A 25,356-nucleotide genomic window follows, 5' to 3' on the forward strand; every position below is an offset into this window, starting at 1 on the left:
GCCGGTCAGCGCCGGGCGGTGAGCGGGGTCGTACGGCCCCACCGGTCGTGGTAGAACGCCGGCTCGGCACCGGGACGCCAGGGCAGTGCTGCGACCAGCACGATCAACGCGATGGCCAGCGAGTTCTCCATCAGCGCGCCGAACAGGCCGTCCTGGTAGTGGGAGACCTCGGGGAGCTGGTGCTCGTACGGCCAGATCGGTGAGATCAGAAAGAGGAGATAGAGGCCGAGCGCACCGGCCGCGTGCCGGAACCCGGTCAGCGTCGGGTACCAGATCGGCGGGCGCAGCACGGGCACGCCGGTCGCCGGGGTCGGCCCGCTGTTCCGCAGCGGCAGCCCGCGGCTGGCCTCGCGGCGGCGTACCGCGGCGTCGGCCAGCACCACGATCGCCGGGATGACCCAGACCAGGTGGTGCGACCAGGAGATCGGGCTGATCACGTTGGCGGTGAGCCCGACCAGCGTGAACGCGGTCAGCTCGTCGCCGTCGGTGCGGGCGCTGATCGCCCGGGACAGCCCCAGCGCCAGCACCAGCACCGAGAACGCGAGCCAGAGCAGCCCGGGCGTCTCGATCGAGTCGTAGAGCCGGGCCAACAGCCCAGCGAGGGACTGGTTGGCGGTCATGTCGGCCGCGCCGACCCGCTCGGTCTGCCACAGCACGCTGGTGAAGTACGCGCGGGACTCCTCGCCGACCGCACCGAACGTCGCGAGCGTCACCCCGATCGTGGTGCCGACCGCGATCCAGGCGGCCCGCCACTGCCGGGTGAGCATCAGGTAGCCGATGAACAGCGCCGGGGTGAGCTTGACGGCGGTGGCGAGCCCGATGCCGACGCCGGCCCAGGCGCCGCTGTAGAGGAAGCGGGCCAGTGGCGACTCGGCGGTCTCGTGGTGGGTGCCCCGCTTGGCGCGCCACCGCAGGCCCACCAGATCCGCCATGATCAGCGCGAAGAGCAGCAGGTTGACCTGGCCGTAGCCGAGCGTCTCGCGGGACGGCTCGATCGCCACGGCGAGCGGGGTGGCGATGCCGACGGTGAACCAGAGGGACCAGCCGAGCCGGTCCACGATGGGACGCAGCAACGCCGCCAGCACGACCGCGAGCGCAGCGATGCTGGCCAGCGCGTTGACGAAGCCGGCGGCGTCCACCGGCAGCCAGGACATCGGCAGCATGACCAGGCCGGCGAAGGGTGGATAGGTGAAGCCGAGAGTCGTCGAGGGGGCGACGAAGTCGTACAGCTCGTTGCCGTTGGCCCACCACAGCACCGCGCCGTGGTAGATCTTCATGTCGAAGAAGTTGTACGGCCGGCCGAAGGCCCCGATCGCGAGCCAGGCCGCGTACGAGACGGCGGCCACGATGCCGATGCGCACCACGAGCCGCTGGTCGACCCCGAGGACGACGCGGGGCGCCGGTGGGAGGCGGTTGGTCCGTCTACCGACTGTCGTCGGCATGGCGTGGCCACCCCCGTACCAAGGTCGTCGTGCCCGTCCAGGTCCAGAATGGAGCCTAGAACGGTGCCTCACGATGTTGCCTCCCGCGTTACGCGACCGTGTCCGATCCCACACGTGTTTGCGACATTTCCACCGCGTTAACGGGTGTCGGACGGTTCAGGTGATTGGTGGCCTTGCGGGGGTGGGGGCCGTGGGGATGCAGGTCAGCCGGGCATCCGGCGAGCGGTCGCCGCGGAGCGTACGGCGATCTTCGCCTCCCGGCGGGCGGTGCGGACCGCGCGCTTCACCGACCGGCGTGAGTGGTCGATCCGGTGGCCGGCGCGCCAGCGCAGGCCCGGCCTGCCCTCGGTGTCCGCGGCGGCGAGCAGGAGCCCACCGAGCAGCCCGAGGTTCTTCAGGAAGTGGACCTGGTTGTTGTTGCGCGCCTCCGGGTCGTCGTTGTTCCAGAAGGGATGACCGGCGGCGGTCGTCGGGAGCAGCGTGCCGGCCAGGACGAGCGCGGCCGGGCGGGTGAACCGGCCGGTGGCCAGCATCAGACCGCCGACCAGTTGGGTGGCGGCGTTGGCCCGGATCAGCGTCTCGGTGTCGGTCGGGATGCGCGGGTGCAGGCTCTGGATCAGCGGTGCGACCCGGTCGGTGACCGGCTTCGCGGCGGGCACCAGCCGTTCCGCGTTGCGCAGGTTGCGGGCGCCGCTGACCACGAAGATGCCGCTCAACATGACTCGGGCGAGGGAGCGCACGGGCTTCATGGTTCAGTCTTACCCCGTCCGGGGGCCGGTCACCCCTGCAACACACGAAAGGTATCGACGTCCGTCCGGTATCGATTTCAGCGACCGTCGCGGATGGACCGGTTGCGTTCGGTAAGGTCGCGCGGGTGACGACGCTGCGACTGCGCCCGGAGGACCCGGCCGACGAAGCGCCGGTGGCCCGGGTGCTCGCCGGCGCGTTCGCCCGACCCGACGTGACCACCCCGCCCGAGGTCGGCCTGGTCGAGGAGTTGCGGCACAGCGCCGCGTGGATCCCGGAACTGGCCATGGTCGCCGAGTACGGCGGCGAGGTGGTGGGCTTCGCGCTGCTCACCCGCGTGCGGGTACGCGCCGACGGCGGCGGCTGGCCGGCGCTGGCGCTCGGTCCGGTGGCGGTGGCCCCGCACCGGCAGCGCGTCGGGCACGGCACGGCGGTGGTGCAGGCGGCGCTCGACGCCGCCACCGAGCTGGGGGAACGGCTCGTGGTGGTGCTGGGCGACCCGGCGTACTACCGGCGCTTCGGGTTCGGCCCGGCGGACCGGTTGGGGTTGACCAGCCCGTGGTCCGGGCTGGGGGAGCCGTGGCAGGCGCTGGTGCTGCCGCCGTCCACCGGCGAGGAGCCGCCACCGCCGGCCGGTGAGGTGGTCTTCCCGTCGCCCTGGTCGCGGGTCTGACCGGCCACGCGAGGAGTGAGCTTGCGAGCCCCGCAGTCGTGGCCAAGGTGGGCACCGCTCACCCGCCCGGCCCGGCCGCCGCTCAGGCCGGCTGGGTGCGCAGGTAGCGGCCGAAGTGCGGGACGGTGAACGCGACCGTTCCCCGCTCGCCGGAGTAGATGAGCCCCTTCTTGATCAGTGCGTCCCGGGCCGGGGAGAGACTGGCCGGCTTGCGGCCCAGCGACCGGGCGATCTCCGCGGTGGGCACCGCGGCGTCCATGTCATCCCGGGCGCCGTCCTCGCCGTCCACCAGCGCCAGCGTGGCCATGGCCCGCATGTACTCCCGTTCGGCCGGGGTGGCCCGCTCGAACCGGGAGCCGAAGAAGCCCACCGCCAGTTCCGCCTCCGCCTCGGGCGCGGCGACCCGCACGTCGGCGGCGGTGATCGGCGAGCGGGGCGCGTGGTCCCAGGTCGCCTTCCCGTACGCCTGGACGAAGTAGGGGTAGCCGCCGGACTTCTCGTAGAGCAGGTCGAGCGCCTTCTGCTCGTACTCGACCTCCTCCCGCTCGGCCGGCGCGCAGAGCGCCTGGTCGGCGGCGATCCGGTCCAGCCGGTCGATCCGCTGGTAGCGGTAGAGCCGTTCGGAGTACGACTTGGCGGCGCTGAGCACGGCCGGCAGGTGCGGCAGCCCGGCGCCCACCACGATGAGCGGCGCGCCGAGCTGGGACAGCTCGTGGCAGGCGGCGCAGAGCGCGGAGACGTCCTCGGCGCCCACGTCCTGCATCTCGTCGATGAAGATCGCGATGCCGGTGCCCACGTCGGTGGCGACCGCTGCCGCGTCGCTGAGCAGCTCGACCAGGTCGATCTCGATGTCGCCCGAGTCGGCCCGGCCGCTGCTGGCCGGCACGTCGATGCCCGGTTGCCACCTGTCGCGCAGCTTCGGGGCCGCACCGGCCCGCCCGGCCGGCGCGGACCGTTGCGCGAACGCCTTGAGCACGCCGAGGAAGCCGTCGATCCGGTCCGGCGCGCGGTGTCGGGGGGCCAGCTCGCGGACCGCCATGTGCAGCGCGGCGGCGATCGGCCGGCGCAGCGACTGGTCCGGCCGGGCCTCGATCTTGCCGGTGCCCCAGAGGTGGTTGATCGCCTCCGACCGGAGCGTGTTGAGCAGCACCGTCTTGCCGACCCCGCGCAGGCCGGTGAGCATCAGGCTGCGTTCCGGCCGGCCCCGGGCGATGCGTTCCAGCACCACGTCGAAGACGTCCAGCTCCCGCCCCCGCCCGGCGAGTTCGGGCGGGCGCTGACCGGCGCCGGGAGCGTACGGGTTGCGGACCGGATCCACGCTCGCACAGTATCCGGTCGTCTAGTGACCAGGCTAGACGCGCGTAGAGGCGGCTACCGCGTGTCGGCGTCGAGTCGAATCTAGGTCTGTCTAGCGTCCACCCCAGACAGCCATAGAGTCGGTTAGCGCCTATCGACGCTTCAGGCAGAGCACGAAGTCGAGCGTGTCCAGCTCGCTGTCGAAGAAGTACCAGTCGGTGTAGCCGGCCACCTTGCCGCACTTGGCCTCGGCGTCCTTCTTTCCGCTGGTCGCGCCGTCGATCCGGCGCAGCACCTCGTACGTCTTCGGGGCGCAGTCGGCGATCACCAGCTTCGGCTGGGCGCCGCCGCCCTGGTTGGCGACGCACTGACCCGCCTTCACGAACCGCGGGTCGGTCGAGGAGGCCGGGGCCGCCGTGGTGGGCGCCGCCTCCGCCGGATCGCTCGGCGCCGCCGAGGTCGGCGCCGGCGCCGGCGCGGTGGTGGCCGTCGTCCCGGCCGTCGGCTCGTCCCCGTCGCGGCCGAGCAGCCAGTACGCCCCGCCGCCGCCCAGCAGCAGCACCGCCAGCACGATCACCACCACCAGCAACGGGCCCCTGCCCCGCTTCGGTGGCGTCGGCTCGTCGTAGGGCTGTTGTCCCACGCCGTACGGCGGTGGCCCGCCGGCGTGGGGCTGCCCCGCGCCGTACGACGGCTGCCCACCGGCGTAGGGCTGCTGCCCGGGATAGGGCACCTGGCCGGGGTAGCCGGGGCCGGCCGGATAGCCGGGCCGGGGCGCGGCGCCCGGGCCGTCCGGCCAACCCGGGGCCGGCTCGAAGCGCTGGTCGGGCGGCCCGTACTGCGAGGGCGGACCGTACTGCTCGGCGGGTGGGCCGTACTGCTCGGGCGGTGGCCCGTACTGCTGGGGCGGTCCGTACTGCTCCTGCGGCGGGCCGTACTGCGGGGTGGGCGGGCCGTACTGCGGGCCGCCGGGCACCGGGTCGTGGTGCGGATCGTGGGCGTAGCCGTCGTCCGGGCGTCGTCCCCGCCACGGCTCGGATGCGCCGCCGCCCGGTGGTCCGAAGTTCGACATGAACGCCTCCTGTGTAGCCGGTGCTGAGAGGCCGGCCACCAACACGGGACGCCGACGCCGTGGTCACCGTAGCGTGGTCCCACGATGAGCTCACGCCCCCCGAGTACGACGGACGTCGCCGGCTCCCCGGCGCCGCCGGTCCGCGCCGCCCTGGTCTGGACCGCATTGGCGCTGGTCTACCTGCTGTGGGGCTCGACCTACCTGGGCATCCGGATCGCCGTCGAATCCCTGCCGCCACTCACCTCCGCCGCGATGCGGTTCGCCGCCGCCGCCGTGGTGCTCGCGTTCGTGCTGCGGCTCCGTCGCGGGCCCGGGGCGCTGCGCGTGCCACCGCGTCGCCTCGGCGCGACCGCGCTGGTCGGGGTGCTGCTGCTGGCCGGCGGCAATGGGCTGGTGGTGCTCGCCGAGTCCGGCCCGCCCGGCGACGCGGTGCCCTCCGGGGTCGCCGCCCTGCTGATCGCCACTGTCCCCTTGCTGGTGGTGGTGCTGCGTACGGTCGGCGGGGACCGGCCCCGCCCGTGGACGTTCGCCGGCGTCGCGCTGGGCTTCGTCGGGCTCGTCCTGCTCGTCCTGCCCCGTGACGGCGTGGACGGGGTGCCGCTGGCGGGCGCGCTGACCGTGGTCGCCGCCGCCGCGAGCTGGTCGATCGGTTCCTATCTGTCCGGGCGGATCCGGATGCCCGCCGACCCGTTCGTGGCGACCGTCTACGAAATGGTGGCCGGCGCGCTGGCGCTCCTGCTGATCGGGGCCGGACGCGGCGAGCTGGCCGACTTCGACCCCGCCGAGGTGGCCGGGCGGTCCTGGGCGGCGCTGGCGTACCTGATGGTGGCCGGCTCGCTGGTCGCCTTCACCGCGTACGTCTGGTTGCTCGCCCACGCGCCGATCTCGCTGGTCTCCACGTACGCGTACGTGAACCCGGCGGTCGCGGTGGCGCTCGGCGCGCTGCTCGCCGCCGAGCCGGTCACCACGCAGGTGCTGCTCGGCGGCACGGTGCTCGTGGCCGGCGTCGCCGTGGTGGTGAGCACCGAGCGGCCGAGCCGCACCCCGCCGGCTGCCGGCGACGACGGGACGGCCCGGACCCCGCCGGCTGCCGACGGCGACGGGACGGCTCGGACCCCGCCGGCTGCCGGCGACGACGGGGCGGTCCGGACCCCGCCGGCTGCCGGCGACGGGCCGGCCCGGAGACGCGCCGGCCGGTAGCGTCCCGGCCCGTGTCGGCGGTGACGGTGGCGGGAACGGCGGTGCTCGGCGCGTTGGCCGGTCTGGCCGCGGTGCCGATCGGCCGCCGTGCCGTCGGTGTCGGCCGCGCCGCGCCACGCCGGTTCACCGAGGTCGGGGCGGTGGGGTGCGGCGGTCCGGCCGTCGGGCCACGGCGGTGCACCGTGGCCGTGGTCGGGGCGGTGGTGTACGGCGCCCTGGCCGTCGCGCGCGGGGACGAGCGCACGTTGCCGACGCTGCTGCTGGTCGCCGCCGTCGGGCTGGTGCTCGCGGTGACCGACCTGAGCGCGTTGCGGCTGCCCGACCCGCTGGTCGGCGCGGTGGCGCTCGGCGGTGGGCTCGGCCTGCCGGCGACCGCGCTGGTGGCCGGCGAGCCGGGGCGCCTGACGACCGCCCTGGTCGGGGTCGGTCTCTCCCTGGGCGGCTATCTGCTGCTCGCCCTGCTGCCCGGCGCCCGGCTCGGCTTCGGCGACGTGAAGCTGGCCGCCGCGCTCGGGTTCCCCCTGGGCTGGCTCGGCTGGCCGGCGCTCCGGCTCGGGCTGCTCCTCCCACACCTGCTCGCCGGCGTGACCGTCCTCGTCCTGCTCGCCGCCGGCCGGATCCGCCGGGACACACCGCTGCCGTTCGGCCCGGCGATCCTGGCCGGCGCCTGGCTCGCCGCCGTGCTCACCTGAGCCCTCGGTCGTTGAGAAGGGGCCCCTTCTCTACCGGAGGCGTTAAGAAGGGGCCCGGCCTTTCAGATCAGGCGGAGTTGGTGGTCCTTGGGGCGGCGCGGCTCCGCCGCGCCGAGACGGTCGAACAGGGCCGGGTCGATCGGGTCGAGGAACGGGGTCGGGCGGGTGTCCCGCTCCGCACCGTGCCGGGTACGCCGGGCGGCGTGACTCACGTAGAGCCGGTCCTGCGCCCGGGTCAGGCCGACGAAGAAGAGCCGGCGTTCCTCGGCGACGGCGTCGTCGTCCGGCTCGGTGCCCGGCCAACGCAGTGGCAGCAGGCGGTCCTCGGCGCCGACCAGGAACACCACCGGGAACTCCAGGCCCTTGGCCGCGTGCAGCGTGAGCAGCGTGACCGCCTCGGCGCGCGGGTCGAGCGCGTCCACCTCCGCGCCGGTGGCGAGCTGGCTGAGGAAGAGCCCGAGGTCGTCGCCGCAGCGGCGGGCCAGCGGCGTGAGCAGGTCCACGGCGCTGCGGACGTCGTCGGGGCGTACCGCGCCGGAACCGTCGAGCGTGGGCACCGCGAAGCGCTCGGCCACCAGCCGGCCGGCCGCGCGTACCCGGGCGGTCAGGGAGCCGTCCGGGCCGGCGTGCCGCAGCTCGCGGGCGATGGCCGCCACGCCCGGACGGTCCCGCAGCCGGTTGTGCGAGCGCTTCTGCACCGGGATGTTCGCCCGGGTCAACGCGTCCACGATCGGCGCCGCCTGGGAGTCGGTGCGGTACAGCACGGCGATGTCGGAGAAGGAGAGCGTGGTCGCCCGCCCGTCGATCCGCCCCGAATCGAGCGACCGGTGGGACAGGCCGCCGACCAGCTCGTCGACGGTGCGGGCCACGAAGTCGGCCTCGTCGGCCACCGAGCTCGCGGCGTACCGGCCGACCAGCGGCGCCTCCGGGTCGAGCCGGGCCGGGTCGAGCCGTCGGCCCCGGACCAGCGACGACGGTGCGATGGCCTGCACGGCGGCGGCCAGGATCGGGGCGGAGGACCGGTAGTTGCGGTTCAGGCGCACCAGCCGGGCGTCGGTGAAGTCCTGCGAGAAGCGCAGGAAGTAGCCCACGTCGGCGCCCCGGAACGAGTAGATCGCCTGGTCCGGGTCGCCGATCGCGCACAGGTTGCCGTCCGCCGGGCTGAGCAGCCGCAACAGCTCGTACTGCACCGCGTCGACGTCCTGGTACTCGTCGACGAAGATCCACTTCCACCGCTCGCGGTACTCCCGGACCAGCTTCCGGTCACCCTTCAGCATCGCCACCGGCAACGTTACCAGCTCGTCCAGGTCGACCAGGTCCCGCTTGCGCAGCAGCGCGACGTACCGCTCGTCGTCCTCGCCGGCCTCCGCCCGGGCCGCCGTCCGGTCCGCGTCGTCGGCGATCCGGAACTCCGCCGGCAGGCCGGCCGCCGCCGCGTTCTCCCGCAGGACGGTCAGGCCGAGCGCGTGGAACGTGCCCACCGTGACGTCCTCGGCGACCGGCCCGAGCAGCGCGTCGAGGCGGTGCCGCAGCTCCTCGGCCGCCCGGCGGGTGAACGTGATCGCCAGACACTGGTCCGGGAAGACGTTCAGCTCCGCGCAGAGGTAGGCGATCCGGTGGGTCAGCGTGCGCGTCTTGCCGGTGCCCGGACCGGCCACGATCAGCAGCGGGCCACCCGGCGCGGAGGCGGCCACCCGCTGCATCGCGTCCAGCCGGTCCAGCAGGCCGGTGCCGACCTCCTCCATGCCGGCGAGCATCGGCTCGAACGGCTCGTGCGGGGAGGGCGGCGGCGCCAGCGGCGGCGCGGGCGGTTTGCGCTTCGGCTCCGGCCGGGCCGCCGTCGGGCGCTTGGCCTTCGGCTTCGGCGCCGGCTCCGCGGGCCGCCGCTGCGCGGGCACGGGTACGTCGAAGAGCGTCTCCTGCCCGGCCCCGCCGCCCGGAGCGCCCAGCTCCGCCGGGTCGAAGAGCGTGATCACGCCGTACTCGCCGTCGTAGCCCGGCACCCGGCGCACCTCGCCGCGACGCAGCCGGCCGATGCCCTCCGCGAGCAGTTCGCCGCCGACCCGGCCGATCTCCTCCACCGGGGTACGCGTCAGGATCTCCAACTCCGGGCCGAGCGCCGCGACCAGCTCGTTGAGCTTGCCCTCGACCTTCTTCGACCGGGCGCCCACCTTGTTGATCTCGCCCAGGATCTCGGCCAGCGGCACCAGGTGGGCCACCTCGCGGGCGTGCGCCGGCCGGTGCCCCGCCGGCCGGTCGGCCAACGCCTCGACGCGGCTGAGCACACCCACGGTCAGCGGCTTGCCGCACTCCGGGCAGCGTCCGCCCGCCTCGCGGGTCCGCTCCGGCGACCAGTTCACGCCGCAGAGCCGGTGCCCGTCGGCGTGGTACTTGCCCTCCTCCGGAAAGAACTCGACGGTGCCGGCCAGCCCGTCCCCGGTGCGCAGCGCCTCCCGGATCGCGAAGTAGTCGCGGTCCGCGGTCAGGACGGTGGCCTCCCGGGCCAGCGCCGGCGGCGAGTGGGCGTCCGAGTTGGACACCAACTGGTAGCGGTCCAGGCTGCCGACCCGCCAGTTCATCTCCGGGTCGGACGACAGCCCGGTCTCCACCGCGAAGATGTGCTCGGCCAGGTCGGCGTAGCAGTCGGCGATCGCGTCGAAGCCGGACTTCGAGCCGAGCGCGGAGAACCAGGGCGTCCAGATGTGCGCCGGCACCAGGAAGCCGTCTCCGCTGGCCTCCAGCGTGATCTCCAGCAGGTCGCGGGAGTCCAGCCCGAGGATCGGCCGGCCATCCGAGCCGAGGTTGCCGATCCGGCCCAGCGCGGTGTTGAACCGGCCCACCGCGTCCAGGTCCGGCAGGTAGATCAGGTGGTGCACCTTCCGGGTCCGGTCGTCCCGCTTGTAGATCGTGGAGATCTCCACGCTCAGCATGAACCGGACCGGGTCCGCCTCCGCCTCGCTGGCCAGCCGGGGTGGCAGCCGCCGGGCGATGTCCCGCTCCGCCTCCGGCGACAGCCGGTAGAGGCCGGGCTCGGCCGGGTGCAGCGTCTCGCGCAGGTGGTCGTACCAGGCGGGGTGGGTGAAGTCACCGGTGCCGAGCACCCCGATGCCCTTGCGCCGGGCCCACCAACCGAGGTTGGGCAGGGTCAGGTCACGGCTGCACGCGCGGGAGTACTTCGAGTGGATGTGCAGATCCGCGACGTAGGGCGGGAGGCCACCGGGGGGTGCGGCACTGAACGGAGGCACGCCGCATCCTGTCACGTCCGCTTGCCTACCCGCCCGCCGCCACGCGTACGCGTGACCTGAGCAATGCGGTGCTGGACGACGCGCCCCCGACCCGCTAGGGAGCACGCAGCTCGACGAGCGTCACCTGCGGCGGGGCGCCGACCCGCACCGGCGGCCCCCAGAAGCCGGCCCCGTTGGTGACGTAGACCTTGGTGCCGTCCACCTCGCCCAGACCGGAGACCACCGGCTGCTGGAGCTTCACCGCCAGGTTGAACGGCACCATCTGACCGCCGTGGGTGTGCCCGGAGAGCTGGAGGTCGACGCCGAACTTCGCCGCCTCGTGCGCGGCCACCGGCTGGTGGGCCAGCAGCACCACCGGGCGGCTCGGGTCACGGTCGCCGAGCGCGGCGGCGTAGTCGGCGGGCGCGGCCAGCCCGGTGCCGTCGGCGGTCACGTCGTTGACGCCGGCCAGGTCCAGCACGCCACCCCGGGCCCGGATCTCCTGCCGTTCGTTCTGCAGCACCCGCAGGCCGAGCCGGTCCACCTCGCGGACCCACTCCTCCACGCCGGAGTAGTACTCGTGGTTGCCGGTCACGAAGAAGCTGCCGTAACGGGAGCGCAGGTCACGCAGCGGCTCGGCGGCTCGGCCCAGCTCGGCCACCGAGCCGTCGACCAGGTCGCCGACCACGGCCACCAGGTCGGCGTCCAGTCGGTTGATCATGGCGACGATGCGCTCGGTGTGCGCCCGGCCGCGCAGCGGCCCGAGGTGGATGTCGGAGACGGTGGCGATCCGCAGCCCGTCCATGCTCCGCGGCAGCTTCGCCAGCGGGATGCGTACCCGGTCGAGCCGGGGCGGCCCCATCGCGGTGCGGACGCCGTACCCGGTGACGCCGGCGGCGGTGAGCCCGGCGAAGATCGCCGCGCCACGCGCGAGCAGCAGCCGGCGGGACGCGTCGTGGTCCGCCGGTGCGCCGCCGGCGACCGGTCGGCCGGTCGTCCCGGGCGGAGTGTCACCGGGATGGCCGGGCGGGGTGTCACCGGCGTCGCTGGTCGGCGGCGGGTCGCCGGCCTCGGTGGGCGCCGCGGCGGAGGTGCCGGCGCCGACCAGCGCCGGTTCGGCCGCCGGCCCCGGGGACGTGACCGACCGGGCCCGGCGGCGCAGGACGAGCCGCGTCACCGCGGTCGGCACCTCCAGTACCAGCAGCAGCACCAGCAGGTAGAACATCAGGGCCAGCCACACGTAGCCCGGCCAGGCCAGCCAGTAGAAGCCGCTCTGGGTGCCGGCCATGGTCACCGGCACGAGCAGCGCGAGCAGGACCGCCACCGCCGCCCCGACCCGGCGGGCACGCCCCGGACGGGTGGTGTCCCGGACCAGCCGCCGCCACAGGTAGTAGTGGATCAGCCCGATCACGAGCACGACGAAACCCACGAATGTCGCCATCGCCAGCACGTCGGCCTCCCTCAGCCGCCCGCGAAGGGTGGCAGCACGTCCACCGTGACCCCGGCCGGCAACGGTTCCTGACGATCATGACAGGCGACGCCGTCGACCAGGAAACTCGCCGCCTTGAGCACCACGGCCAGTCGGTCACCGTGGCGGGCGGAGAGGTCGTCGAGGAGTTCGTCCAGCGACCGGCCGGCGGATGCGGTCTCCTCGGCCCGGCCGGCGGCGGCCCGTGCGCCGGCGAAATAACGGACGGTCAACTCCACGGTCAACCTCCGATCGCGGACATCGGCCGGACCGGCTGGAGGAAGGTCGGATCGTCGATGCCGTGCCCGGCCCGCTTGCCCCACATCGCGGCCCGCCAGCGCCGGGCCAACTCCTCGTCGTCGGCGCCGGCCCGCAGCGCGGCCCGCAGATCCGACTCGTCGGTGGCGAAGAGGCAGTTGCGCACCTGACCGTCGGCGGTGAGCCGGGTGCGGTCGCAGTCGCCACAGAATGGCCGGGTCACGCTGGCGATCACCCCGACCTTGGCCGGACCGTCGTCCACCAGCCAGGTCTCGGCCGGCGCGGCGCCCCGCTCGGTCGGGTCGGGCCGCAACGCGGACTCGGCGCGCAGGGCGGCCAGGATCTCGTCGGCGGTGACCATGGTCGACCGGTCCCAGCCGTGCTGGGCATCCAGCGGCATCTGCTCGATGAACCGCAGCTCGTAGCCGTGCGCCAGGGCGAACCGGAGCAGTGCCGGGGCCTCGTCGTCGTTGACGCCGCGCATCAGCACCGCGTTGATCTTGACGGGGGTCAGCCCGGCCTCCGCCGCGCCGGCCAACCCGGCGAGCACGTCGGCGTGCCGGTCGCGCCGGGTCAACGCGGCGAACCGGGCCGGGTCGAGCGTGTCGAGCGAGACGTTGACCCGGTCCAGCCCGGCCGCGCGCAGCGCCGGCGCGAGTCGGGCCAGACCGATGCCGTTGGTGGTCAGCGAGATGCGCGGCCGGGGCGACAGCGCGGCCACGGCCGCCACGATGCCGGGCAGGCCGGGCCGGATGAGCGGCTCACCGCCGGTGAAGCGCACCTCGGTGACGCCGAGCCGGCGCACCGCGACTCCGACCAGCCGGACGATCTCGTCGTCGGTGAGCAGTTGCGGGCCGGCCAGCCAGGGCAGCCCCTCGGCCGGCATGCAGTAGGTGCAGCGCAGGTTGCACTTGTCGGTCAGCGAGACCCGCAGGTCCCGGGCGACCCGGCCGAACCGGTCGGTGAGGACCCCGTCTGCCGTCGTCCGGGGGGCGGTCATCCGTCGACCGTAGCGCGTCGGACGCCGCCGAGCGCGGCACGGGCGGCGGAGACCACCGCCTCCGCGTACGCCGCCCCGAACAGCGCGGTGTGCACCAGCAGCAGGTGTAGTTGGTGCAGCGGCACCCGCTCCCGCCAGCCGTCGGCCAACGGCCAGGACTCCTGGTAGGCGGACAGGATCCGCTCGAACTGCGGCGGACCACCGAAGAGCGCGAGCTGCGCCAGGTCCGTCTCGCGGTGGCCGCCGTGCGCGGCCGGGTCGACCAGCCAGACCCGGCCGTCGGCGCCCCAGAGCAGGTTGCCGGGCCAGAGGTCGCCGTGCAGGCGAGCCGGCGGCTCGTCACCGCCCCACTCGCCGACCCGGTCGACGACCTGCTCGACAAGCGCCGTCGCGGCGCCGGTGAGCGCGCCCCCGTCGACCGACATTCGAAGGTACGGCAGCAGCCGGCACCGGGCGAACCACTCCGGCCACGGCCCCCGGTCGGGCGTGTTGTCCTGCGGCAGCGCGCCGATGAAGCCGGTCCACTCCGCGCCGAACGCGGGCGCGCCGGCCCGGTGCAGCCCGGCCAGCCCGTGGCCGAACGCCTCCGCCGCCTCCGGGGCCGGCTCGCCCGGCTCCACCCAGTCCAGCGCCAGCAGCCCCGGCAGCGCGACCAGCACCTCCGGCACCGGAACCGCGTCGGCCTCGCGCAGCCACCGCAGACCGGCCGCCTCGGTGGCGAAGAAGCCCTCCGGCACCGGCCGTGTCGCCCGCTCCGGCCAGGTCTTCGCGAAGACGGAGTGGCCGTCGTCGAGCGTGAGTCGCGAGGCGGCACAGATGTCACCGCCGGCGACCGGCGTCTCCCGGATCCGCTGGTGGGTCAGGAAGGTCGGCAGGTGCTCCGGGTGTGCCCGCAGGTACGCCAGGTCCATGAGCGCAAGGTAGCCGGTACCTGGGACAGGCGTCGGCCCTGTCGTACCGAGACTGGTGGCGGACGCGGCCCACCTGGGCCGATACGGTCAGTAGTTGTGGATGAACGGCGTGTCGTCTACAGGGCCTGTCGCGGCGGCGGCGCCCCCCGCACGCTCCCGGCATGAACTCCACCGAGCGCCCCCGTCTCTCCGTCCGCTCCCCGGCCGACCTCGTCGCCGCTGTGCCCTACCTGCTCGGCTTCCACCCGGAGGACAGCGTGGTGGTGGTCGCGGTGCGGGGCCGGCGGGTGGTGTTCGCGGCCCGCGGCGACCTCCCCGAGCCGGGTGTCGACCCCGGTCCGGCGGCCCGGCACCTGGCGCAGGTGGTGGCCCGGCAGGACGCCGACGCCGCGACGGTCATCGGCTTCGGTCCGGCCACCCGCGTCACCGGCGTGGTGGACGCGGTGGGCGCGGCGCTGGACGACGTGGGGCTGATCGTCCTCGACGTGCTCCGGGTGACGGACGGTCGCTGGTGGTCGTACCTCTGCGACGAGCCCACCTGCTGCCCGGTGGAGGGCACGCCGTACGACCCGGCCGCGAGCCGGGTCAGCGCGGCGGCCGTCTTCGCCGGTCAGGTCGCCCTGCCCGACCGCGCCGCCCTGGCCGCCCAGGTGTCGCCGTTCGGCGGCCCGGTCCGGCTCGCCATGCGCCAGGCCACCGTGCGGGCCCGCCGCCGGCTGGCCGCACTCACCGGGGAGCCGCCCGACGGCCACTCACCGGGCGGTGCGGAGTCCGGTGATCCCTCGCCCGGCGGTGCGGAGTCCGGTGGTCTCCGGTCCGGCGGGACGCGGGCCGGCGCCGCCCCGCCCGCAGACGTTCCGGCGGGCGACCGGACCGCCGACGGACCGGCCGGCCGGGGCGGGGCGACGCGGGCCGTGCGGGCGGCCGGCACGGCGGCGGTACGGGCCGCGTTTCGCCGGCAGCGGCACGGTGAGCGACTCACCGACGACGAGGTGGCCTGGCTGACCGTGCTCCTCACCCACCTCGTGGTGCGCGACCACGCCTGGTCCCGCACCGACGGCCGGGACACCGACATCAGCCTGTGGACCGACGTGCTCCGACGGGCCGAACCCGAACTGACCGCGGCCCCCGGCACGCTGCTCGCGTTCGCCGCCTGGCGGTCCGGGCACGGCGCGCTGGCCGCCGTCGCCCTGGAGCGGGTGCTCGCGGCGGATCCCGCCTACTCCCTCGCGGTGCTCCTCGACGACGCGCTCCGCCGTGGCGTGGCCCCGTCCGAGCTGGACGGCTGGCCGGGTGTCGCCGGCCCGGCGGTCCTCCGCCGCCGCCGGCGTCGTCCGCGCCGCTGAACCGGAGGCAGCGGTGCCGTCCGCGCCGCTGAGGCCGCCGGGCACCGCGAACAGCGCGGCGAACGCCGCCGGCCATGCGCGGCCGGGTCGCTGTGCCGCCGCCTCAGCGAGGCACGCGCTGCGCCCCGGTGTAGACGTTCATGGTCGGGCCGCGGAGGAATCCGACAAGCGTCATCCCGGCCTCCTCGGCCAGTTCGGCGGCGAGCGTGCTGGGCGCGGAGACCGCCGCGAGCAGCGGCACCCCCGCCATCCACGCCTTTTGGGTGAGCTCGAAGCTGGCCCGGCCGGAGACCAGCAGGACGTGACCGGCCAGCGGCAGCCGGTCCGACCGGGCGGCCCAGCCGATCACCTTGTCCACCGCGTTGTGCCGGCCCACGTCCTCGCGGAGCGCCAGCAGTTCGCCGTCCGCGGTGAAGAGCCCGGCCGCGTGCAGGCCGCCGGTGCGGTCGAAGGTGCGTTGCGCGGCACGCAGCCGGTCGGGCAGCCCGGCCAGCAGTGCGGCGGTGACCTCCAGCGGGTCCTCCCGCACGGCGAACCGGGAGCGGGTGCGTACCGACTCGATGCTCGCCTTGCCGCACACCCCGCAGGAACTGGTGGTGTAGAAGTTGCGCGTCGGGTCGGTGGCCGGTTCCGGCACGCCGGGGGAGAGCACCACGTCGACCACGTTGTAGGTGTTGGGGGTCTCCGCTCCGGAGCAGAGCTGCGCGGTGTGCACATCCTCCGCCGACCGGATCAGCCCCTCGGTCAACAGGAAGCCGATGGCCAGGTCCAGGTCGTCGCCGGGCGTGCGCATGGTCACCGCGAGCGGCCGGCGACGGCCGGGGCCGGCCGGTCCGACCCGGATCTCCAGCGGCTCCTCCACGGCCAGCGTGTCCTGCCGGCGCACCCGGTCCCGGCGGTCGTCCGCCGCCCCGAGGTCGATCCGTAGCACGCCACGCCGGTCTGTCGCCCGTCCCATGCCGCCATCCTCTCCCGCACCCGGCCCCACCCGCACCTCAGCACCCCGCCCGCCGCTCTCCTCCGAAGCGCCCGTCTGGCCCGGGGTTCCGGCGCGGGCCGTGGGTAGGGTGAGGCGGTGACCGGGTACGCGGCGGTACTGCTCGCCGGCGGTGCGGCCCGCCGGATGGGTGGGGTGGACAAGCCGGCCCGTCCGGTCGGTGGCCGGCCGATGTTGCACCGGGTGCTGGCCGCGGTGGCCGACGCGGACGAGCGGATCGTGGTCGGTCCGTCCGGTCCGGTGCCCACGGGGGTACGGGTGACCCGCGAGGAGCCCGCCGGCGGTGGTCCGGTGGCGGCGACCGCGGCCGGGCTGGCCCTGCTGCGACCCGGTACGACCACGGTCGCCCTGCTCGCCGCCGACCTGCCGCTGCTCAGCGTCGCCGCGATGGCGGAGCTGCGGCGTGCGCTCGACGGGTCGACCGCCGGTCTGGCCTGCTACGTGGACGGCGACGGTCGCCGGCAGCAGCTCTGCGGCGTCTGGCGGCTGCCGGCGCTGCGCGCGGCGGTGGACCGGCTGGCGGCGGAGCGGGGCGGCACGGTCGACGGCGCGGCGGTGCGGGGCCTGCTGGCCGGTGCCACGGTTCGGGAGGTGGCCTGGTCCGGTGCCGGGCCGCCGCCCTGGTTCGACTGCGACACTGACGAGGACGTACGCCGGGCCGAGGAGTGGACGACATGACCGTGTTGGACGACTGGGTCACCGCGGCCTGCGCCGAGTTGGAGCTGGATCCGGCCGAGGTGCCGGTGTCGGCCGTGCTGGACGTGGCCCGGGACGTGGCGCATCAGGTGGTGCGGCCGGGTGCGCCGGTCAGCGCGTACCTCCTGGGGGTGGCGGTGGGGCGCGGCGCGGATCCGGCCGCGGTGGCGGCCCGGCTCAGCGCGCTGGCGGGGTCGTGGCCGGTGGAGCTGGACGGGACGACGCCGGTGGCGTAGCGACTTGTCCGATCCTGGTCGGCTGTGATTCGGCCCCCGCCGCCCGTGGGTAGGGTGGCGGGAACGGACGGAGGCGATCATGACGGCAGACCACCCCTCGCCGGTCGACAAGCCTTCCGGCGGTACGCCGGAGCAGCACGATTCGATCCTGCTCGACGAGCCGACCACGGCTGACCTGCGGGCCAAGGTGACCGAGGCCTGGCGGGAGTTCGCCCGGGCGCTGGCCGAGCGGCTGCGCGGGTTGCCGGCCGGTGGTCACCTGGAGGTGACGCTCGACCCGACCGCCTCGGGCACCGGGGATGCCGTCTACTCGGTCAGCGCGGACGCCGGCGAGGACGGCGCGCTGTCGGCTCGGGCGGTCGGCAACGCCACGCTGCCGGCGGGTTACCGGCTGGACCGGGCGGCGGTGGCCGACATGGTGGCGCTGGGCTGGTCGCCGCCCGGCGTGGTGGCGGGTTCCGGCGAGCAGTTCGGCCTGGACTGCGGCGTCGACGAGGCGACCCGGTTGTCCGCGGTGCTCTCCCGGACGCTGCGGGACGTCTACGGCGCCCCGCATCCCGCGTTCCTGGTCTATCTGGTGCACGACGCCGAGGGTGAGCCGCTGCCGGCGGAGCCGCTCGGCACCGCCCGCAGCGAGTTCGGCCCGGACCGGGACGTGGAGGCCGACCTGGAGGAGGCGCTGGCCGCCGCGGCGGCCGCCCAGGCGGGTGAGAACGACGTGCTGGCCCTGGAGGAGCGGGTCCGCACGGTCGTCTCGACGATGTTGAAGTCGAACTCCGACCAGGTGCAGGTCGACTCCGACGGTGACATCAACATCCGGGCCGGCTCGGCGATGGTCTTCGTGCGGGTCCGCGACAATCCGCCGCTTGTCGACGTCTTCTCCCCGGTGCTGACCGAGGTCGAGCCGACCGAGCGCCTCTACGTGAAGCTCTCCGAGCTGACCAACCGGATGCCGATCGGCCGGCTCTACTGCGCCGACGACACGGTCTGGGCGTCCATCCCGGTCTTCGGCCGCAACTTCCAGGCCACCCACCTGATGCTGGCCGTGCAGGTGATGACCGGTCTCGCCGACGAGTTGGACGACCGGCTGCACGGCGAGTTCGGCGGCAAGCGTTTCTTCGGTGAGGGTGACAAGCCGGCCCGGCCGCAGGAGCACCGCACCGGCATGTACCTCTGAGCGGCAGCCCGGGTCAGCGTACGTCGAGCAGTGTCTTGCCGACGGTGGACCGGGACTGGATCGCGGCGTGTGCCTCGGCGGCGCGCTCCAGCGGGAAGCGCTGGGCGATCAGTGGCCGGAGCCGTCCGGCGGCGGCCATGGCGAGGGCTTCCTCGGTGAGCGCGCGCAGTTCGTCCGGTCGGGGCCGGGGGCGCAGCAGCGTCACGCCGCGGGCGGCGGCGACGTCGGCCGGGACGTCCGCCCAGGCACCGCCGGCGAGCCCGAAGCTGAGCATCCGTCCGCCCGGGTCGAGCAGGTCGAACGCCTCCCGGGCGATGGTGCCGCCGACGCCGTCGAAGACCACGTCGAGCGCGTCGACGGCGGCCCGTACCCGCCCGGCCCAGTCCGGCTGCCGGTAGTCGACCACCACGTCGATCGGGGCGGCGCGGAGCAGGTTGACCTTGGTGGGGCCGCCGGCGGCGGCCACCACCGTCGCGCCGGCCCGCGCGACGAGCTGCACCAGCAGGGTGCCGACCCCGCCGGCCGCGGCCTCCACCAGCACCCGGTCGCCGGCCCGCAGCCCGGCCGCCCGAGCCAGCATCAGCGCGGTCCGGCCGTCGGCGAGCAGCGCCACGGCCGTGTCCAGCGGCAACCCGGGGGGTACGGGGATGGGCGCGTGCTGGTCGACCACGACGCGCTCGGCGTACCCGCCGGTGCCGCCGGTGCCGGTGACGACGAGTCGGCCGACCAGCGCCGGATCGACTCCGGGGCCGACCGCGCCGATCGTGCCGCCGACCCCGTTGCCGGGGATCAGCGGCGGTTCGCCGGTGAACGGGCCGAACCCGGTGGCCCGGAACATCGTCTCGACGAAGGTCAGGTTCGCGTGCGCCACCTCGACGAGCACCTGACCCGGACCGGGCTCCGGGTCGGGCGCCGGACCGGGCACCAGCACCTCGGGTCCACCGAATTCTCGCAGCCACACCGCACGCATCACGCCTCCCGGAACGTTCGCCGGTTCCAGTCAACGACGTGAAGCGGGCTTCAGGTCAACTCGTGGAGGGTCCGACGCCGGGGGACTCGACGAGTCGGGACAGCACGATGGTGCTGCGGGACGAGGTGACGAACGACTCGGCGCGCAGCCGTTCCAGGGCCTCCTCCAGGTGGGCGATGTCGGCGGCGCGCAGGTGCACCAGCGCGTCCGCCTCGCCGGAGACGGTGTAGGCGCCGACCACCTCGGGGTGCCGGCGGGCGGCGACGCCGATCTGCGCGGGCGTGGTCCGGCCGGCGCAGAACAGCTCGACGAACGCCTCGGTGGTCCATCCCACGGCGGCCGGGTCGACGACCGCGGTGAAGCCGCGGATCACGCCGGTGGCGCGCAGCCGGTCGACCCGTCGCTTGACCGCGGGGGCGGAGAGTGACACCCGGGCGCCGATGTCGGCGTACGAGGCGCGGGCGTCCGCCACGAGCAACGCAATGATTCGTTGGTCAACCGCGTCTATCTGCAACGTTCCGCCCCCGGGAAGCAATGGTTGTGGCTGTTACCAAAGTTCCAGCCTACCTACTCTTGGTGACCGTGAACCAGCAGCGAGTCTCGCGAAAGCGGACATATCTCATGTGCTCGCCGGAGCACTTCGCGGTCGAGTACGCGATCAACCCGTGGATGGACCTGGCCACGCCGGTCGACGCCGACCTGGCGGTCAAGCAGTGGGACCGGCTGCGCGAGACGTTGCTCGGGCTCGGCCACGACGTGCACCTGCTCACCCCCGAGGCCGGCCTGCCGGACATGGTCTTCGCCGCGAACGGGGCGTTCGTGGTGGACGGCACCGTCTACGGCGCCCGGTTCAAGCACGAGCAGCGTGCCGCCGAGGCCGCCGCCCACCGGGCGTTCTACGAGGCGCAGGGCTGGCACTTCATCGCGCCGAGCGAGACCAACGAGGGTGAGGGCGACTTCGCGTACCTGCCGGACGCGCACGGCGGCCTGGTCCTGGCCGGCCACGGCTTCCGTACCGAGCTGGCCGCGCACGCCGAGGCGCAGGAGGCGCTCGGTCGGCCGGTGATCTCGCTGCGCCTGGTCGACCCGCGCTTCTACCACCTCGACGTGGCGCTCGCCTCGATCGACGACGGGAACGTCGTCTACTACCCGGGCGCGTTCTCCGCGGCCAGCCAGAAGGTCCTGGCCCAGCTGTTCCCGGACGCGGTCGTCGCGGACGACGAGGACGCCCTGGCGTTCGGCCTGAACCTGGTCAGCGACGGGCTCAACGTGGTGTTGAACAGCGACGCCACCCGGCTGGCCGGCAAGCTGAAGGCGGCCGGCTACCACCCCGTGCCGGTGGAGCTGGCCGAGCTGAAGAAGGGCGGCGGCAGCGTGAAGTGCTGCATCGCCGAGCTGCGGCACTGAGCCCGGGCTGCGGCACTGAGCCGGGCTGCGGCCCCGAGCCGGGCTGCGGCCCCGAGCAGGACACGCGCGAGGGCGGTCTCCCCCCGGGGAGGCCGCCCTCGTCGTCGCGTCAGCCGAGCGTGGCCAGCTCGTTGGTCACCACGTTGGAGAGCATCCGGCCGTCGAGCTGCACCTTGCGCAGGTACCACTTCTGCTGCGGGGTACGCGGCTGGTTGAACTGCCAGGGACCCCGTGGGCTGTCGACCTGGCCGATCGTGCCGAGGGCGAGGTTTACCTGCTGCGGCGACACGTTCCCGCCGGTCAGCCGGATCGCCTTGTCCAGCACCAGCGCGGCGTCGTACGAGGCCATCGCGTACGTGGTCGGGGACGTGTTGAACGTCTTACGGTACGCCGAGGCGAACACCCGGTTCGCGGTGTTGTTCAGGTCGGCCGAGTAGTTCAGCGCGGTCTCGATGCCGTACTTCTCGATCAGCGCCCGGTCCCGGCCCTTCTCGCCGTCGTCGAGCTGGTCGAGGACGGTGCCCTCGGTGAGGAACCCGGGCGCGTAGATCGGCCCCCGGTAGCCCTCGTCGTAGAGCTGCTTGACGAACTGCACCGCCTGCACGCCGGTGTAGTGGCAGAAGACCGCGTCCGGCCGGCGCCCCAGCGCCTTGCGGATCGGCCCGGCGTACGCGCCCTTGCTGGGGTTGGCGTAGTCGGGCGTGTAGATCGGGTCCTCGGTGAGCCGGCGGCCCTGCTCGTAGCCGCGTCGCAGCCCGGTGACGACGTCCCGGCTGCCGGCGCCCTGGGTGCCGAAGATGGCGATCCGGCTGGACGGGTCCAGGTTCTGCCGCAGGTACTCGCCGAGTGCCACGCCCGGCTCGTCCAGCACGTACGAGGTGCGCCAGATGAAGACGACGCCCTGGAGCGTGGCGGGGGAGGCGTTGGAGCCGATCAGCGGCACCCGGGCGTCCTCCACGGTGTCCCGGATGCCGGTCATGACGGCCGGGTTGACCACGCCGGTGAGCGCCAGCACGCCCTCCTTGAGCAGCCGGTCGACGGCGGCCTTGCCGGTCGCGACGCTGTCGCCCTCCTCGGCCGGCACCACGGTGACCGGGTGCCCGCCGAGCTGCTGCCCGTGCGTGGCGAGGAAGAGCTGGAAGCCGTTGGCGATCTCGTCCCCGATGACCTTGTTCGGGCCGCTGCCGGGCACGATCAGCCCGATCTTGACCGGGCTGCCCGGGGCGGCCTGGTCCGTACCGTCGTCGCCGGGGCCGCAGCCCGCGGCGAGCCCGGTGGTGCCCAGTGCGGCCAGCAGTTGCAGGGCTCGCCTGCGGTTCATCTGTGCCACCGACTTCCTTCCGCCGGGGTGGCCAAGGTGCACACCCCTCCGGCGTTCTACCTGGTCGGCGACGCTGCGTCAATGCCGGGTGGATCACCGTGCAGGGACCGCAACGCCGCCACCACCCGCGGCCACGCGGCCGAGCCCGGTGCGATCAGCCCGAAATGCTCGCATTCTGGCAGCTCAATGAGCGTGGCGGAGCCGCCGGCGGCCCGGTCGGCGGCCACCCATGAGCGGCTCATCGACACCGGAACCTGCCGGTCGAGAACGCCGTGCATGACTACCGTGCGTGTTCGCATCGGCACCAATGCCGATGGATCGGTTGCGGTGTACCGCTCCGGCACGTCGGCCGGCCCGCCGCCGACCAGCGCGGCCACCGCCCCGGAGTCCAGGTCCAGCCGGTACGCCTCGGCGAGGTCCGCGACCGGGGCCAACGCGAGCACGCCGCCGGTCGTTTCCGGGGCGTGGGCCGCCACGTACAGCGCCAGATGCCCACCGGCGGAGTGGCCGACCAGGATCGGCGGCGCCGACGCCACCCGGCCGGGCCATGCGGCGGCGGACAGCCCCGGCAGCGCGGCGACGCCGGCGAGCACGTCGGTGAGCGGGTCCGGCCAGCCGCTGTCCGGCCGACCGGTCCGGCGGTATTCGAGCTGGGCCACCGGATGACCGAGCGCGGCCAGCGCCGCCGCCATCGGGCCGGTGTGGGTCCGGTCGTACTCCGCCCGCCAGAAGCCGCCGTGCACCACGATCACCAGCGGCCGGGCGGGGCCCTCACCGGCCGGGCCGCGCAGGTCGGCGCACTGGTCCGGATGGTCGCCGTAGGCGACGGTGGCGTCCGGCGGCGGCGCCGGCCGGGTCAGCACCTCACGCGGGTCGCCGGTCATGCCGGGACGGTAGCCTGCCGGTCCGGGCGCGTGCGCGTGGCCGGGGTGGGTAAAGATGGTTGCCATGACCGAAGCACACTCCGGTGGACACGACGACGAACAGGCCAACGACGGCATCCCCGGCACCGTGGTGGTGGTCGGCCCGGACGGTCGACCGGTCGGCACGGTGCAGACCGAGGAGGGCAAGGGCGAGGACCCGACCCGCCTGGTGGAGCAGCCGGCCAAGGTGATGCGGATCGGCAGCATGATCAAGCAGCTGCTGGAGGAGGTGAAGGCCGCCCCGCTCGACGACGCCAGCCGGCACCGGATGCGCGAGATCCACGAACGCTCGATCGTCGAGCTGAAGGAGGGCCTCGCCCCCGAGCTCCGCGAGGAGCTGGAGCGGATCTCGCTGCCGTTCACCGAGCAGCAGGCGCCCAGCGAGGGCGAGCTGCGCATCGCCCACGCCCAGCTCGTCGGCTGGCTGGAAGGGCTGTTCCACGGCATCCAGGCCGCGCTGGTCGCCCAGCAGATGGCCGCCCGCGTCCAGTTGGAGCAGATGCGCTCCGGCCGGCAGGCGCTGCCCAGCGGTCCCGGCGGGATGGTCCCGGGCATGCCCGGCATGCCCGGCGGGGCCGAGGGCCACGCGCCCGGCCAGTACCTCTGACCGACACCGGCCGGGGCGCCTGACGCGCCCCGGCCGGTCAGTCCACCCCGAAGACCTTCTCCAGGTACGCGGCCACGCCGTCCTCGGTGTTCGCCCCGGTCACCTCGTCCGCGATCTCCCGGACGGCCGGGTGGGCGTTCGCCACCGCCACCGACCGACCGGCCCAGGTCAGCATCGGCACGTCGTTCGGCATGTCGCCGAACGCCAGCACGTCCCGCTCGTCGATGCCCAGCCGGGCCGCGTACCAGGCCAGGCCGGCGGCCTTGGTCACCCCGGCGGCGGAGACCTCGATCAGGCCGCTGTACGACGAGTGCGTCGCCTCGGCCAGCCCTTCGAGCGCACCGGCGACCACCCGGACGAACACGTCCGGGTCCTGCTCCCCGGCCCGGACCAGCAGCTTCACCGCCGGCGCGGCGAGCAGCTCCTCCGGCGACTCGACGGCGCGGATCGCGTCCGCGTCGGCGTCCCAGCGCAGCGGGTAGTGCGACTCGTGCCGCATCTGCCGGCTGTCCACGATCTCCACCGCGAAGCTCACCCCGGGCACCTCGGCCCGCAACCGCCGGGCCACCTCGGCGAGCAGCTCAGGGGCGAGCGGGTCGGCGCGCAGCACCTCGTCGGCGGCCGGGTCGTACACCACCGCGCCGTTGGCGCAGATGGCCGGCAGCGGTGCGGCGAGCTGGTCGTACACGAGTTTGAGCCAGCGGATCGGACGGCCGGTGACCAGCACGACCGGCGTGCCCGCGGCGGCGATCCGGGCCAGCACCCGCGCGGTACGCGGGCTGAGCGTGCGGTCGTCGGTGAGCAGTGTGCCGTCGATGTCGCTGGCGACGAGGCGGGGTGGTTCTCCCATCACCGGGAGAGTAGTCGGTCCAGGTAGACCGCGACGCCGTCGTCGTCGTTGCGCAGGGTGACCTCGTCCGCGGCGGCGCGCACCTCCGGGTGGGCGTTCGCCACCGCCACCCGGGCCCAGCCGGCCCAGCCGAACATCGGCAGGTCGTTGGGCTGGTCGCCGAAGACCAGCACGTCCGCCGGGTCCACCCCGAGCCGCTCGGCGACCACGCTCAGCCCGGAGGCCTTGTCCACCCCGGGCGGGCAGATCTCGACGAAGCCGAGCCCGGCCTGGGTGAGCGAGGCGACCTCCGCCGGCACGATCCGGCGGGCCACCGCCAGCAGCTCGTCGACGTGGTGGTCCTCGGTCCGCGCGAACGCCTTGACCACGTCGCAGGAGAGGCATTCCGCCCGGCTGCGCGCCTCGAACCGGTCCGGGTAGGGCCAGCTCGGGTGGTAGTCGCCCCACAGCGGCGTGTCGTCCTCGCCGGACGCCTCCACCATCACGGTGAGCGGGCCGACCGCGGCCTCCAGGTCGGCGATCAGCCGGGCGAGCACCTCGCCCCGGAGGCGCTCGTCGCGCAGCACCAGCGGGCCGGCCGGGTCGCTCTGGTCGACCACCCACCCGCCGCCGGCCATCACCAGGAAGTCCGCGGCGCGGATGTCGTTGCGGCTCAGTTCGGCCAGCCGGGGTCCACGTCCGGTGGCGCCGACCACCGGGATCCCGGCGGCTCGCACCCGGTCCAGCACCCCGTGGGTGTACGCGGAGACGGTGTCGTCGCTGCGGACGAGCGTGCCGTCGAGGTCGGTGGCGATCAGCTTGGGCAGGCCCGGGCGGGTCATGGCTCCTCCTTCGGCCCGCCGC

At 74.4% G+C, this 25,356-nt stretch carries 25 protein-coding genes; 9 read left to right on the plus strand and 16 right to left on the minus strand.

Annotation, left to right across the window (positions count from 1 at the left end; translation table 11 throughout):
* Positions 1 to 5 precede the first annotated feature (5 nt).
* Positions 6 to 1,442 (minus strand): glycosyltransferase 87 family protein, encoded by a 1,437-nt coding sequence (locus TPA0908_RS01685; protein WP_281933992.1) that lies wholly within the window; start codon positions 1,440 to 1,442, stop codon positions 6 to 8.
* A 203-nt stretch (positions 1,443 to 1,645) separates the two neighbouring features.
* Complete coding sequence (locus TPA0908_RS01690; protein ID WP_281933995.1) at positions 1,646 to 2,191, minus strand: DoxX family protein; 546 nt, start codon at positions 2,189 to 2,191, stop codon at positions 1,646 to 1,648.
* 125 nt (positions 2,192 to 2,316) lie between these two features.
* Here TPA0908_RS01690 and TPA0908_RS01695 point away from each other — a divergent pair, with 125 nt between their 5' ends.
* A complete protein-coding gene (locus TPA0908_RS01695) occupies positions 2,317 to 2,862 on the plus strand; it encodes a GNAT family N-acetyltransferase (protein WP_281933997.1) in 546 nt (181 codons plus the stop codon).
* Positions 2,863 to 2,944: 82 nt separating this feature from the next.
* Here TPA0908_RS01695 and TPA0908_RS01700 read toward each other — a convergent pair whose 3' ends face one another.
* Together TPA0908_RS01700 and TPA0908_RS31685 are read right to left on the minus strand one after the other, a co-directional pair.
* Positions 2,945 to 4,180 carry an ATP-binding protein gene (locus TPA0908_RS01700; protein ID WP_281933998.1) on the minus strand — a complete coding sequence of 412 codons (1,236 nt, stop codon included), beginning with the start codon at positions 4,178 to 4,180 and terminating at the stop codon, positions 2,945 to 2,947.
* Positions 4,181 to 4,309: 129 nt separating this feature from the next.
* On the minus strand, positions 4,310 to 5,230 hold the full coding sequence (locus TPA0908_RS31685) for an LppU/SCO3897 family protein (RefSeq protein ID WP_308447799.1): 921 nt from the start codon (positions 5,228 to 5,230) through the stop codon (positions 4,310 to 4,312).
* A gap of 84 nt (positions 5,231 to 5,314) precedes the next feature.
* Between TPA0908_RS31685 and TPA0908_RS01710 the strand changes: the two genes are divergently transcribed.
* Both TPA0908_RS01710 and TPA0908_RS01715 read left to right on the plus strand, forming a co-directional pair.
* Entirely contained in the window at positions 5,315 to 6,430 is a 1,116-nt protein-coding gene (locus TPA0908_RS01710; protein WP_281934000.1) for an EamA family transporter, read from the plus strand.
* 11 nt (positions 6,431 to 6,441) lie between these two features.
* Positions 6,442 to 7,122, plus strand: coding sequence for a prepilin peptidase (locus TPA0908_RS01715; protein WP_281934002.1), 681 nt, complete (start codon positions 6,442 to 6,444; stop codon positions 7,120 to 7,122).
* Positions 7,123 to 7,184: 62 nt separating this feature from the next.
* On the opposite strand, the gene TPA0908_RS01720 is transcribed toward TPA0908_RS01715, so the two are convergent.
* The 5 genes from TPA0908_RS01720 to TPA0908_RS01740 all read right to left on the minus strand — a co-directional run bounded on the left by TPA0908_RS01720 (position 7,185) and on the right by TPA0908_RS01740 (position 13,983).
* Positions 7,185 to 10,367, minus strand: coding sequence for a UvrD-helicase domain-containing protein (locus TPA0908_RS01720; RefSeq protein ID WP_281934004.1), 3,183 nt, complete (start codon positions 10,365 to 10,367; stop codon positions 7,185 to 7,187).
* 94 nt (positions 10,368 to 10,461) lie between these two features.
* Positions 10,462 to 11,796, minus strand: a complete 1,335-nt coding sequence (locus TPA0908_RS01725) for a metallophosphoesterase (RefSeq protein WP_281934006.1) — start codon at positions 11,794 to 11,796, stop codon at positions 10,462 to 10,464.
* Positions 11,797 to 11,807: 11 nt separating this feature from the next.
* The gene (locus tag TPA0908_RS01730) at positions 11,808 to 12,053 is read right to left on the minus strand and encodes a MoaD/ThiS family protein (RefSeq protein WP_281934008.1); all 246 of its coding nucleotides are present in this window, start codon (positions 12,051 to 12,053) and stop codon (positions 11,808 to 11,810) included.
* A 2-nt stretch (positions 12,054 to 12,055) separates the two neighbouring features.
* Complete coding sequence (moaA, locus tag TPA0908_RS01735; RefSeq protein WP_281934010.1) at positions 12,056 to 13,072, minus strand: GTP 3',8-cyclase MoaA; 1,017 nt, start codon at positions 13,070 to 13,072, stop codon at positions 12,056 to 12,058.
* Positions 13,069 to 13,983 carry a fructosamine kinase family protein gene (locus tag TPA0908_RS01740; protein ID WP_281934011.1) on the minus strand — a complete coding sequence of 305 codons (915 nt, stop codon included), beginning with the start codon at positions 13,981 to 13,983 and terminating at the stop codon, positions 13,069 to 13,071. The genes moaA and TPA0908_RS01740 overlap by 4 nt, the downstream gene beginning before the upstream one ends.
* A gap of 161 nt (positions 13,984 to 14,144) precedes the next feature.
* On the opposite strand from TPA0908_RS01740, the gene TPA0908_RS01745 reads away from it, so the two are divergent.
* The gene (locus tag TPA0908_RS01745) at positions 14,145 to 15,329 is read left to right on the plus strand and encodes a DUF4192 domain-containing protein (protein ID WP_281934012.1); all 1,185 of its coding nucleotides are present in this window, start codon (positions 14,145 to 14,147) and stop codon (positions 15,327 to 15,329) included.
* Between the two features lie 103 nt (positions 15,330 to 15,432).
* Here TPA0908_RS01745 and fdhD read toward each other — a convergent pair whose 3' ends face one another.
* Positions 15,433 to 16,287, minus strand: a complete 855-nt coding sequence (fdhD, locus tag TPA0908_RS01750; RefSeq protein ID WP_281934014.1) for a formate dehydrogenase accessory sulfurtransferase FdhD — start codon at positions 16,285 to 16,287, stop codon at positions 15,433 to 15,435.
* Positions 16,288 to 16,452: 165 nt separating this feature from the next.
* On the opposite strand from fdhD, the gene mobA reads away from it, so the two are divergent.
* From mobA to TPA0908_RS01765, 3 genes are all read left to right on the plus strand, one after another.
* The gene (gene mobA, locus TPA0908_RS01755; RefSeq protein WP_374709166.1) at positions 16,453 to 17,004 is read left to right on the plus strand and encodes a molybdenum cofactor guanylyltransferase; all 552 of its coding nucleotides are present in this window, start codon (positions 16,453 to 16,455) and stop codon (positions 17,002 to 17,004) included.
* Positions 17,001 to 17,258, plus strand: a complete 258-nt coding sequence (locus TPA0908_RS01760) for a DUF6457 domain-containing protein (protein WP_281934018.1) — start codon at positions 17,001 to 17,003, stop codon at positions 17,256 to 17,258. Before mobA ends, TPA0908_RS01760 begins: the two co-directional genes overlap by 4 nt.
* A gap of 79 nt (positions 17,259 to 17,337) precedes the next feature.
* The gene (locus TPA0908_RS01765; RefSeq protein WP_281934020.1) at positions 17,338 to 18,435 is read left to right on the plus strand and encodes a T3SS (YopN, CesT) and YbjN peptide-binding chaperone 1; all 1,098 of its coding nucleotides are present in this window, start codon (positions 17,338 to 17,340) and stop codon (positions 18,433 to 18,435) included.
* Positions 18,436 to 18,448: 13 nt separating this feature from the next.
* Here the strand turns inward: TPA0908_RS01765 and TPA0908_RS01770 are convergent, their stop codons facing one another.
* Both TPA0908_RS01770 and TPA0908_RS01775 read right to left on the minus strand, forming a co-directional pair.
* Positions 18,449 to 19,405: a zinc-binding dehydrogenase gene (locus TPA0908_RS01770; RefSeq protein WP_281934022.1), complete on the minus strand. Its 957-nt coding sequence runs from the start codon at positions 19,403 to 19,405 to the stop codon at positions 18,449 to 18,451.
* Between the two features lie 55 nt (positions 19,406 to 19,460).
* The gene (locus tag TPA0908_RS01775) at positions 19,461 to 19,919 is read right to left on the minus strand and encodes an Lrp/AsnC family transcriptional regulator (RefSeq protein WP_107156437.1); all 459 of its coding nucleotides are present in this window, start codon (positions 19,917 to 19,919) and stop codon (positions 19,461 to 19,463) included.
* A gap of 59 nt (positions 19,920 to 19,978) precedes the next feature.
* Here TPA0908_RS01775 and ddaH point away from each other — a divergent pair, with 59 nt between their 5' ends.
* Entirely contained in the window at positions 19,979 to 20,812 is an 834-nt protein-coding gene (gene ddaH / locus TPA0908_RS01780; RefSeq protein ID WP_281934025.1) for a dimethylargininase, read from the plus strand.
* Positions 20,813 to 20,921: 109 nt separating this feature from the next.
* Here ddaH and TPA0908_RS01785 read toward each other — a convergent pair whose 3' ends face one another.
* Together TPA0908_RS01785 and TPA0908_RS01790 are read right to left on the minus strand one after the other, a co-directional pair.
* Positions 20,922 to 22,142 (minus strand): ABC transporter substrate-binding protein, encoded by a 1,221-nt coding sequence (locus TPA0908_RS01785; RefSeq protein ID WP_281934026.1) that lies wholly within the window; start codon positions 22,140 to 22,142, stop codon positions 20,922 to 20,924.
* A gap of 47 nt (positions 22,143 to 22,189) precedes the next feature.
* Positions 22,190 to 23,017, minus strand: coding sequence for an alpha/beta hydrolase family protein (locus TPA0908_RS01790; RefSeq protein ID WP_281934027.1), 828 nt, complete (start codon positions 23,015 to 23,017; stop codon positions 22,190 to 22,192).
* A 55-nt stretch (positions 23,018 to 23,072) separates the two neighbouring features.
* Between TPA0908_RS01790 and TPA0908_RS01795 the strand changes: the two genes are divergently transcribed.
* Positions 23,073 to 23,663 (plus strand): bacterial proteasome activator family protein, encoded by a 591-nt coding sequence (locus TPA0908_RS01795; RefSeq protein WP_281934029.1) that lies wholly within the window; start codon positions 23,073 to 23,075, stop codon positions 23,661 to 23,663.
* Between the two features lie 37 nt (positions 23,664 to 23,700).
* Here the strand turns inward: TPA0908_RS01795 and TPA0908_RS01800 are convergent, their stop codons facing one another.
* Both TPA0908_RS01800 and TPA0908_RS01805 read right to left on the minus strand, forming a co-directional pair.
* On the minus strand, positions 23,701 to 24,513 hold the full coding sequence (locus TPA0908_RS01800) for an HAD family hydrolase (protein WP_281934030.1): 813 nt from the start codon (positions 24,511 to 24,513) through the stop codon (positions 23,701 to 23,703).
* Complete coding sequence (locus tag TPA0908_RS01805) at positions 24,513 to 25,334, minus strand: HAD family hydrolase (RefSeq protein ID WP_107156443.1); 822 nt, start codon at positions 25,332 to 25,334, stop codon at positions 24,513 to 24,515. Before TPA0908_RS01805 ends, TPA0908_RS01800 begins: the two co-directional genes overlap by 1 nt.
* Between the last annotated feature and the right edge of the window lie 22 nt (positions 25,335 to 25,356).

Source organism: Micromonospora sp. AKA38, from assembly GCF_027925725.1.
Taxonomy (GTDB): Bacteria; Actinomycetota; Actinomycetes; order Mycobacteriales; family Micromonosporaceae; genus Micromonospora.

What these genes read in the sequence shown, in the direction of transcription:
- TPA0908_RS01685 (WP_281933992.1), bottom strand. Translation starts at nt 1,442, where the DNA reads ATGCCGACGACAGTCGGTAGACGGACCAACCGCCTCCCACCGGCGCCC.
- TPA0908_RS01690 (WP_281933995.1), bottom strand. Translation starts at nt 2,191, where the DNA reads ATGAAGCCCGTGCGCTCCCTCGCCCGAGTCATGTTGAGCGGCATCTTC.
- TPA0908_RS31685 (WP_308447799.1), bottom strand. Translation starts at nt 5,230, where the DNA reads ATGTCGAACTTCGGACCACCGGGCGGCGGCGCATCCGAGCCGTGGCGG.
- TPA0908_RS01710 (WP_281934000.1), top strand. Translation starts at nt 5,315, where the DNA reads ATGAGCTCACGCCCCCCGAGTACGACGGACGTCGCCGGCTCCCCGGCG.
- moaA (WP_281934010.1), bottom strand. Translation starts at nt 13,072, where the DNA reads ATGACCGCCCCCCGGACGACGGCAGACGGGGTCCTCACCGACCGGTTC.
- TPA0908_RS01740 (WP_281934011.1), bottom strand. Translation starts at nt 13,983, where the DNA reads ATGGACCTGGCGTACCTGCGGGCACACCCGGAGCACCTGCCGACCTTC.
- TPA0908_RS01745 (WP_281934012.1), top strand. Translation starts at nt 14,145, where the DNA reads ATGAACTCCACCGAGCGCCCCCGTCTCTCCGTCCGCTCCCCGGCCGAC.
- fdhD (WP_281934014.1), bottom strand. Translation starts at nt 16,287, where the DNA reads ATGGGACGGGCGACAGACCGGCGTGGCGTGCTACGGATCGACCTCGGG.
- mobA (WP_374709166.1), top strand. Translation starts at nt 16,453, where the DNA reads ATGGGTGGGGTGGACAAGCCGGCCCGTCCGGTCGGTGGCCGGCCGATG.
- TPA0908_RS01760 (WP_281934018.1), top strand. Translation starts at nt 17,001, where the DNA reads ATGACCGTGTTGGACGACTGGGTCACCGCGGCCTGCGCCGAGTTGGAG.
- TPA0908_RS01765 (WP_281934020.1), top strand. Translation starts at nt 17,338, where the DNA reads ATGACGGCAGACCACCCCTCGCCGGTCGACAAGCCTTCCGGCGGTACG.
- TPA0908_RS01770 (WP_281934022.1), bottom strand. Translation starts at nt 19,405, where the DNA reads ATGCGTGCGGTGTGGCTGCGAGAATTCGGTGGACCCGAGGTGCTGGTG.
- TPA0908_RS01790 (WP_281934027.1), bottom strand. Translation starts at nt 23,017, where the DNA reads ATGACCGGCGACCCGCGTGAGGTGCTGACCCGGCCGGCGCCGCCGCCG.
- TPA0908_RS01795 (WP_281934029.1), top strand. Translation starts at nt 23,073, where the DNA reads ATGGTTGCCATGACCGAAGCACACTCCGGTGGACACGACGACGAACAG.
- TPA0908_RS01800 (WP_281934030.1), bottom strand. Translation starts at nt 24,513, where the DNA reads ATGGGAGAACCACCCCGCCTCGTCGCCAGCGACATCGACGGCACACTG.
- TPA0908_RS01805 (WP_107156443.1), bottom strand. Translation starts at nt 25,334, where the DNA reads ATGACCCGCCCGGGCCTGCCCAAGCTGATCGCCACCGACCTCGACGGC.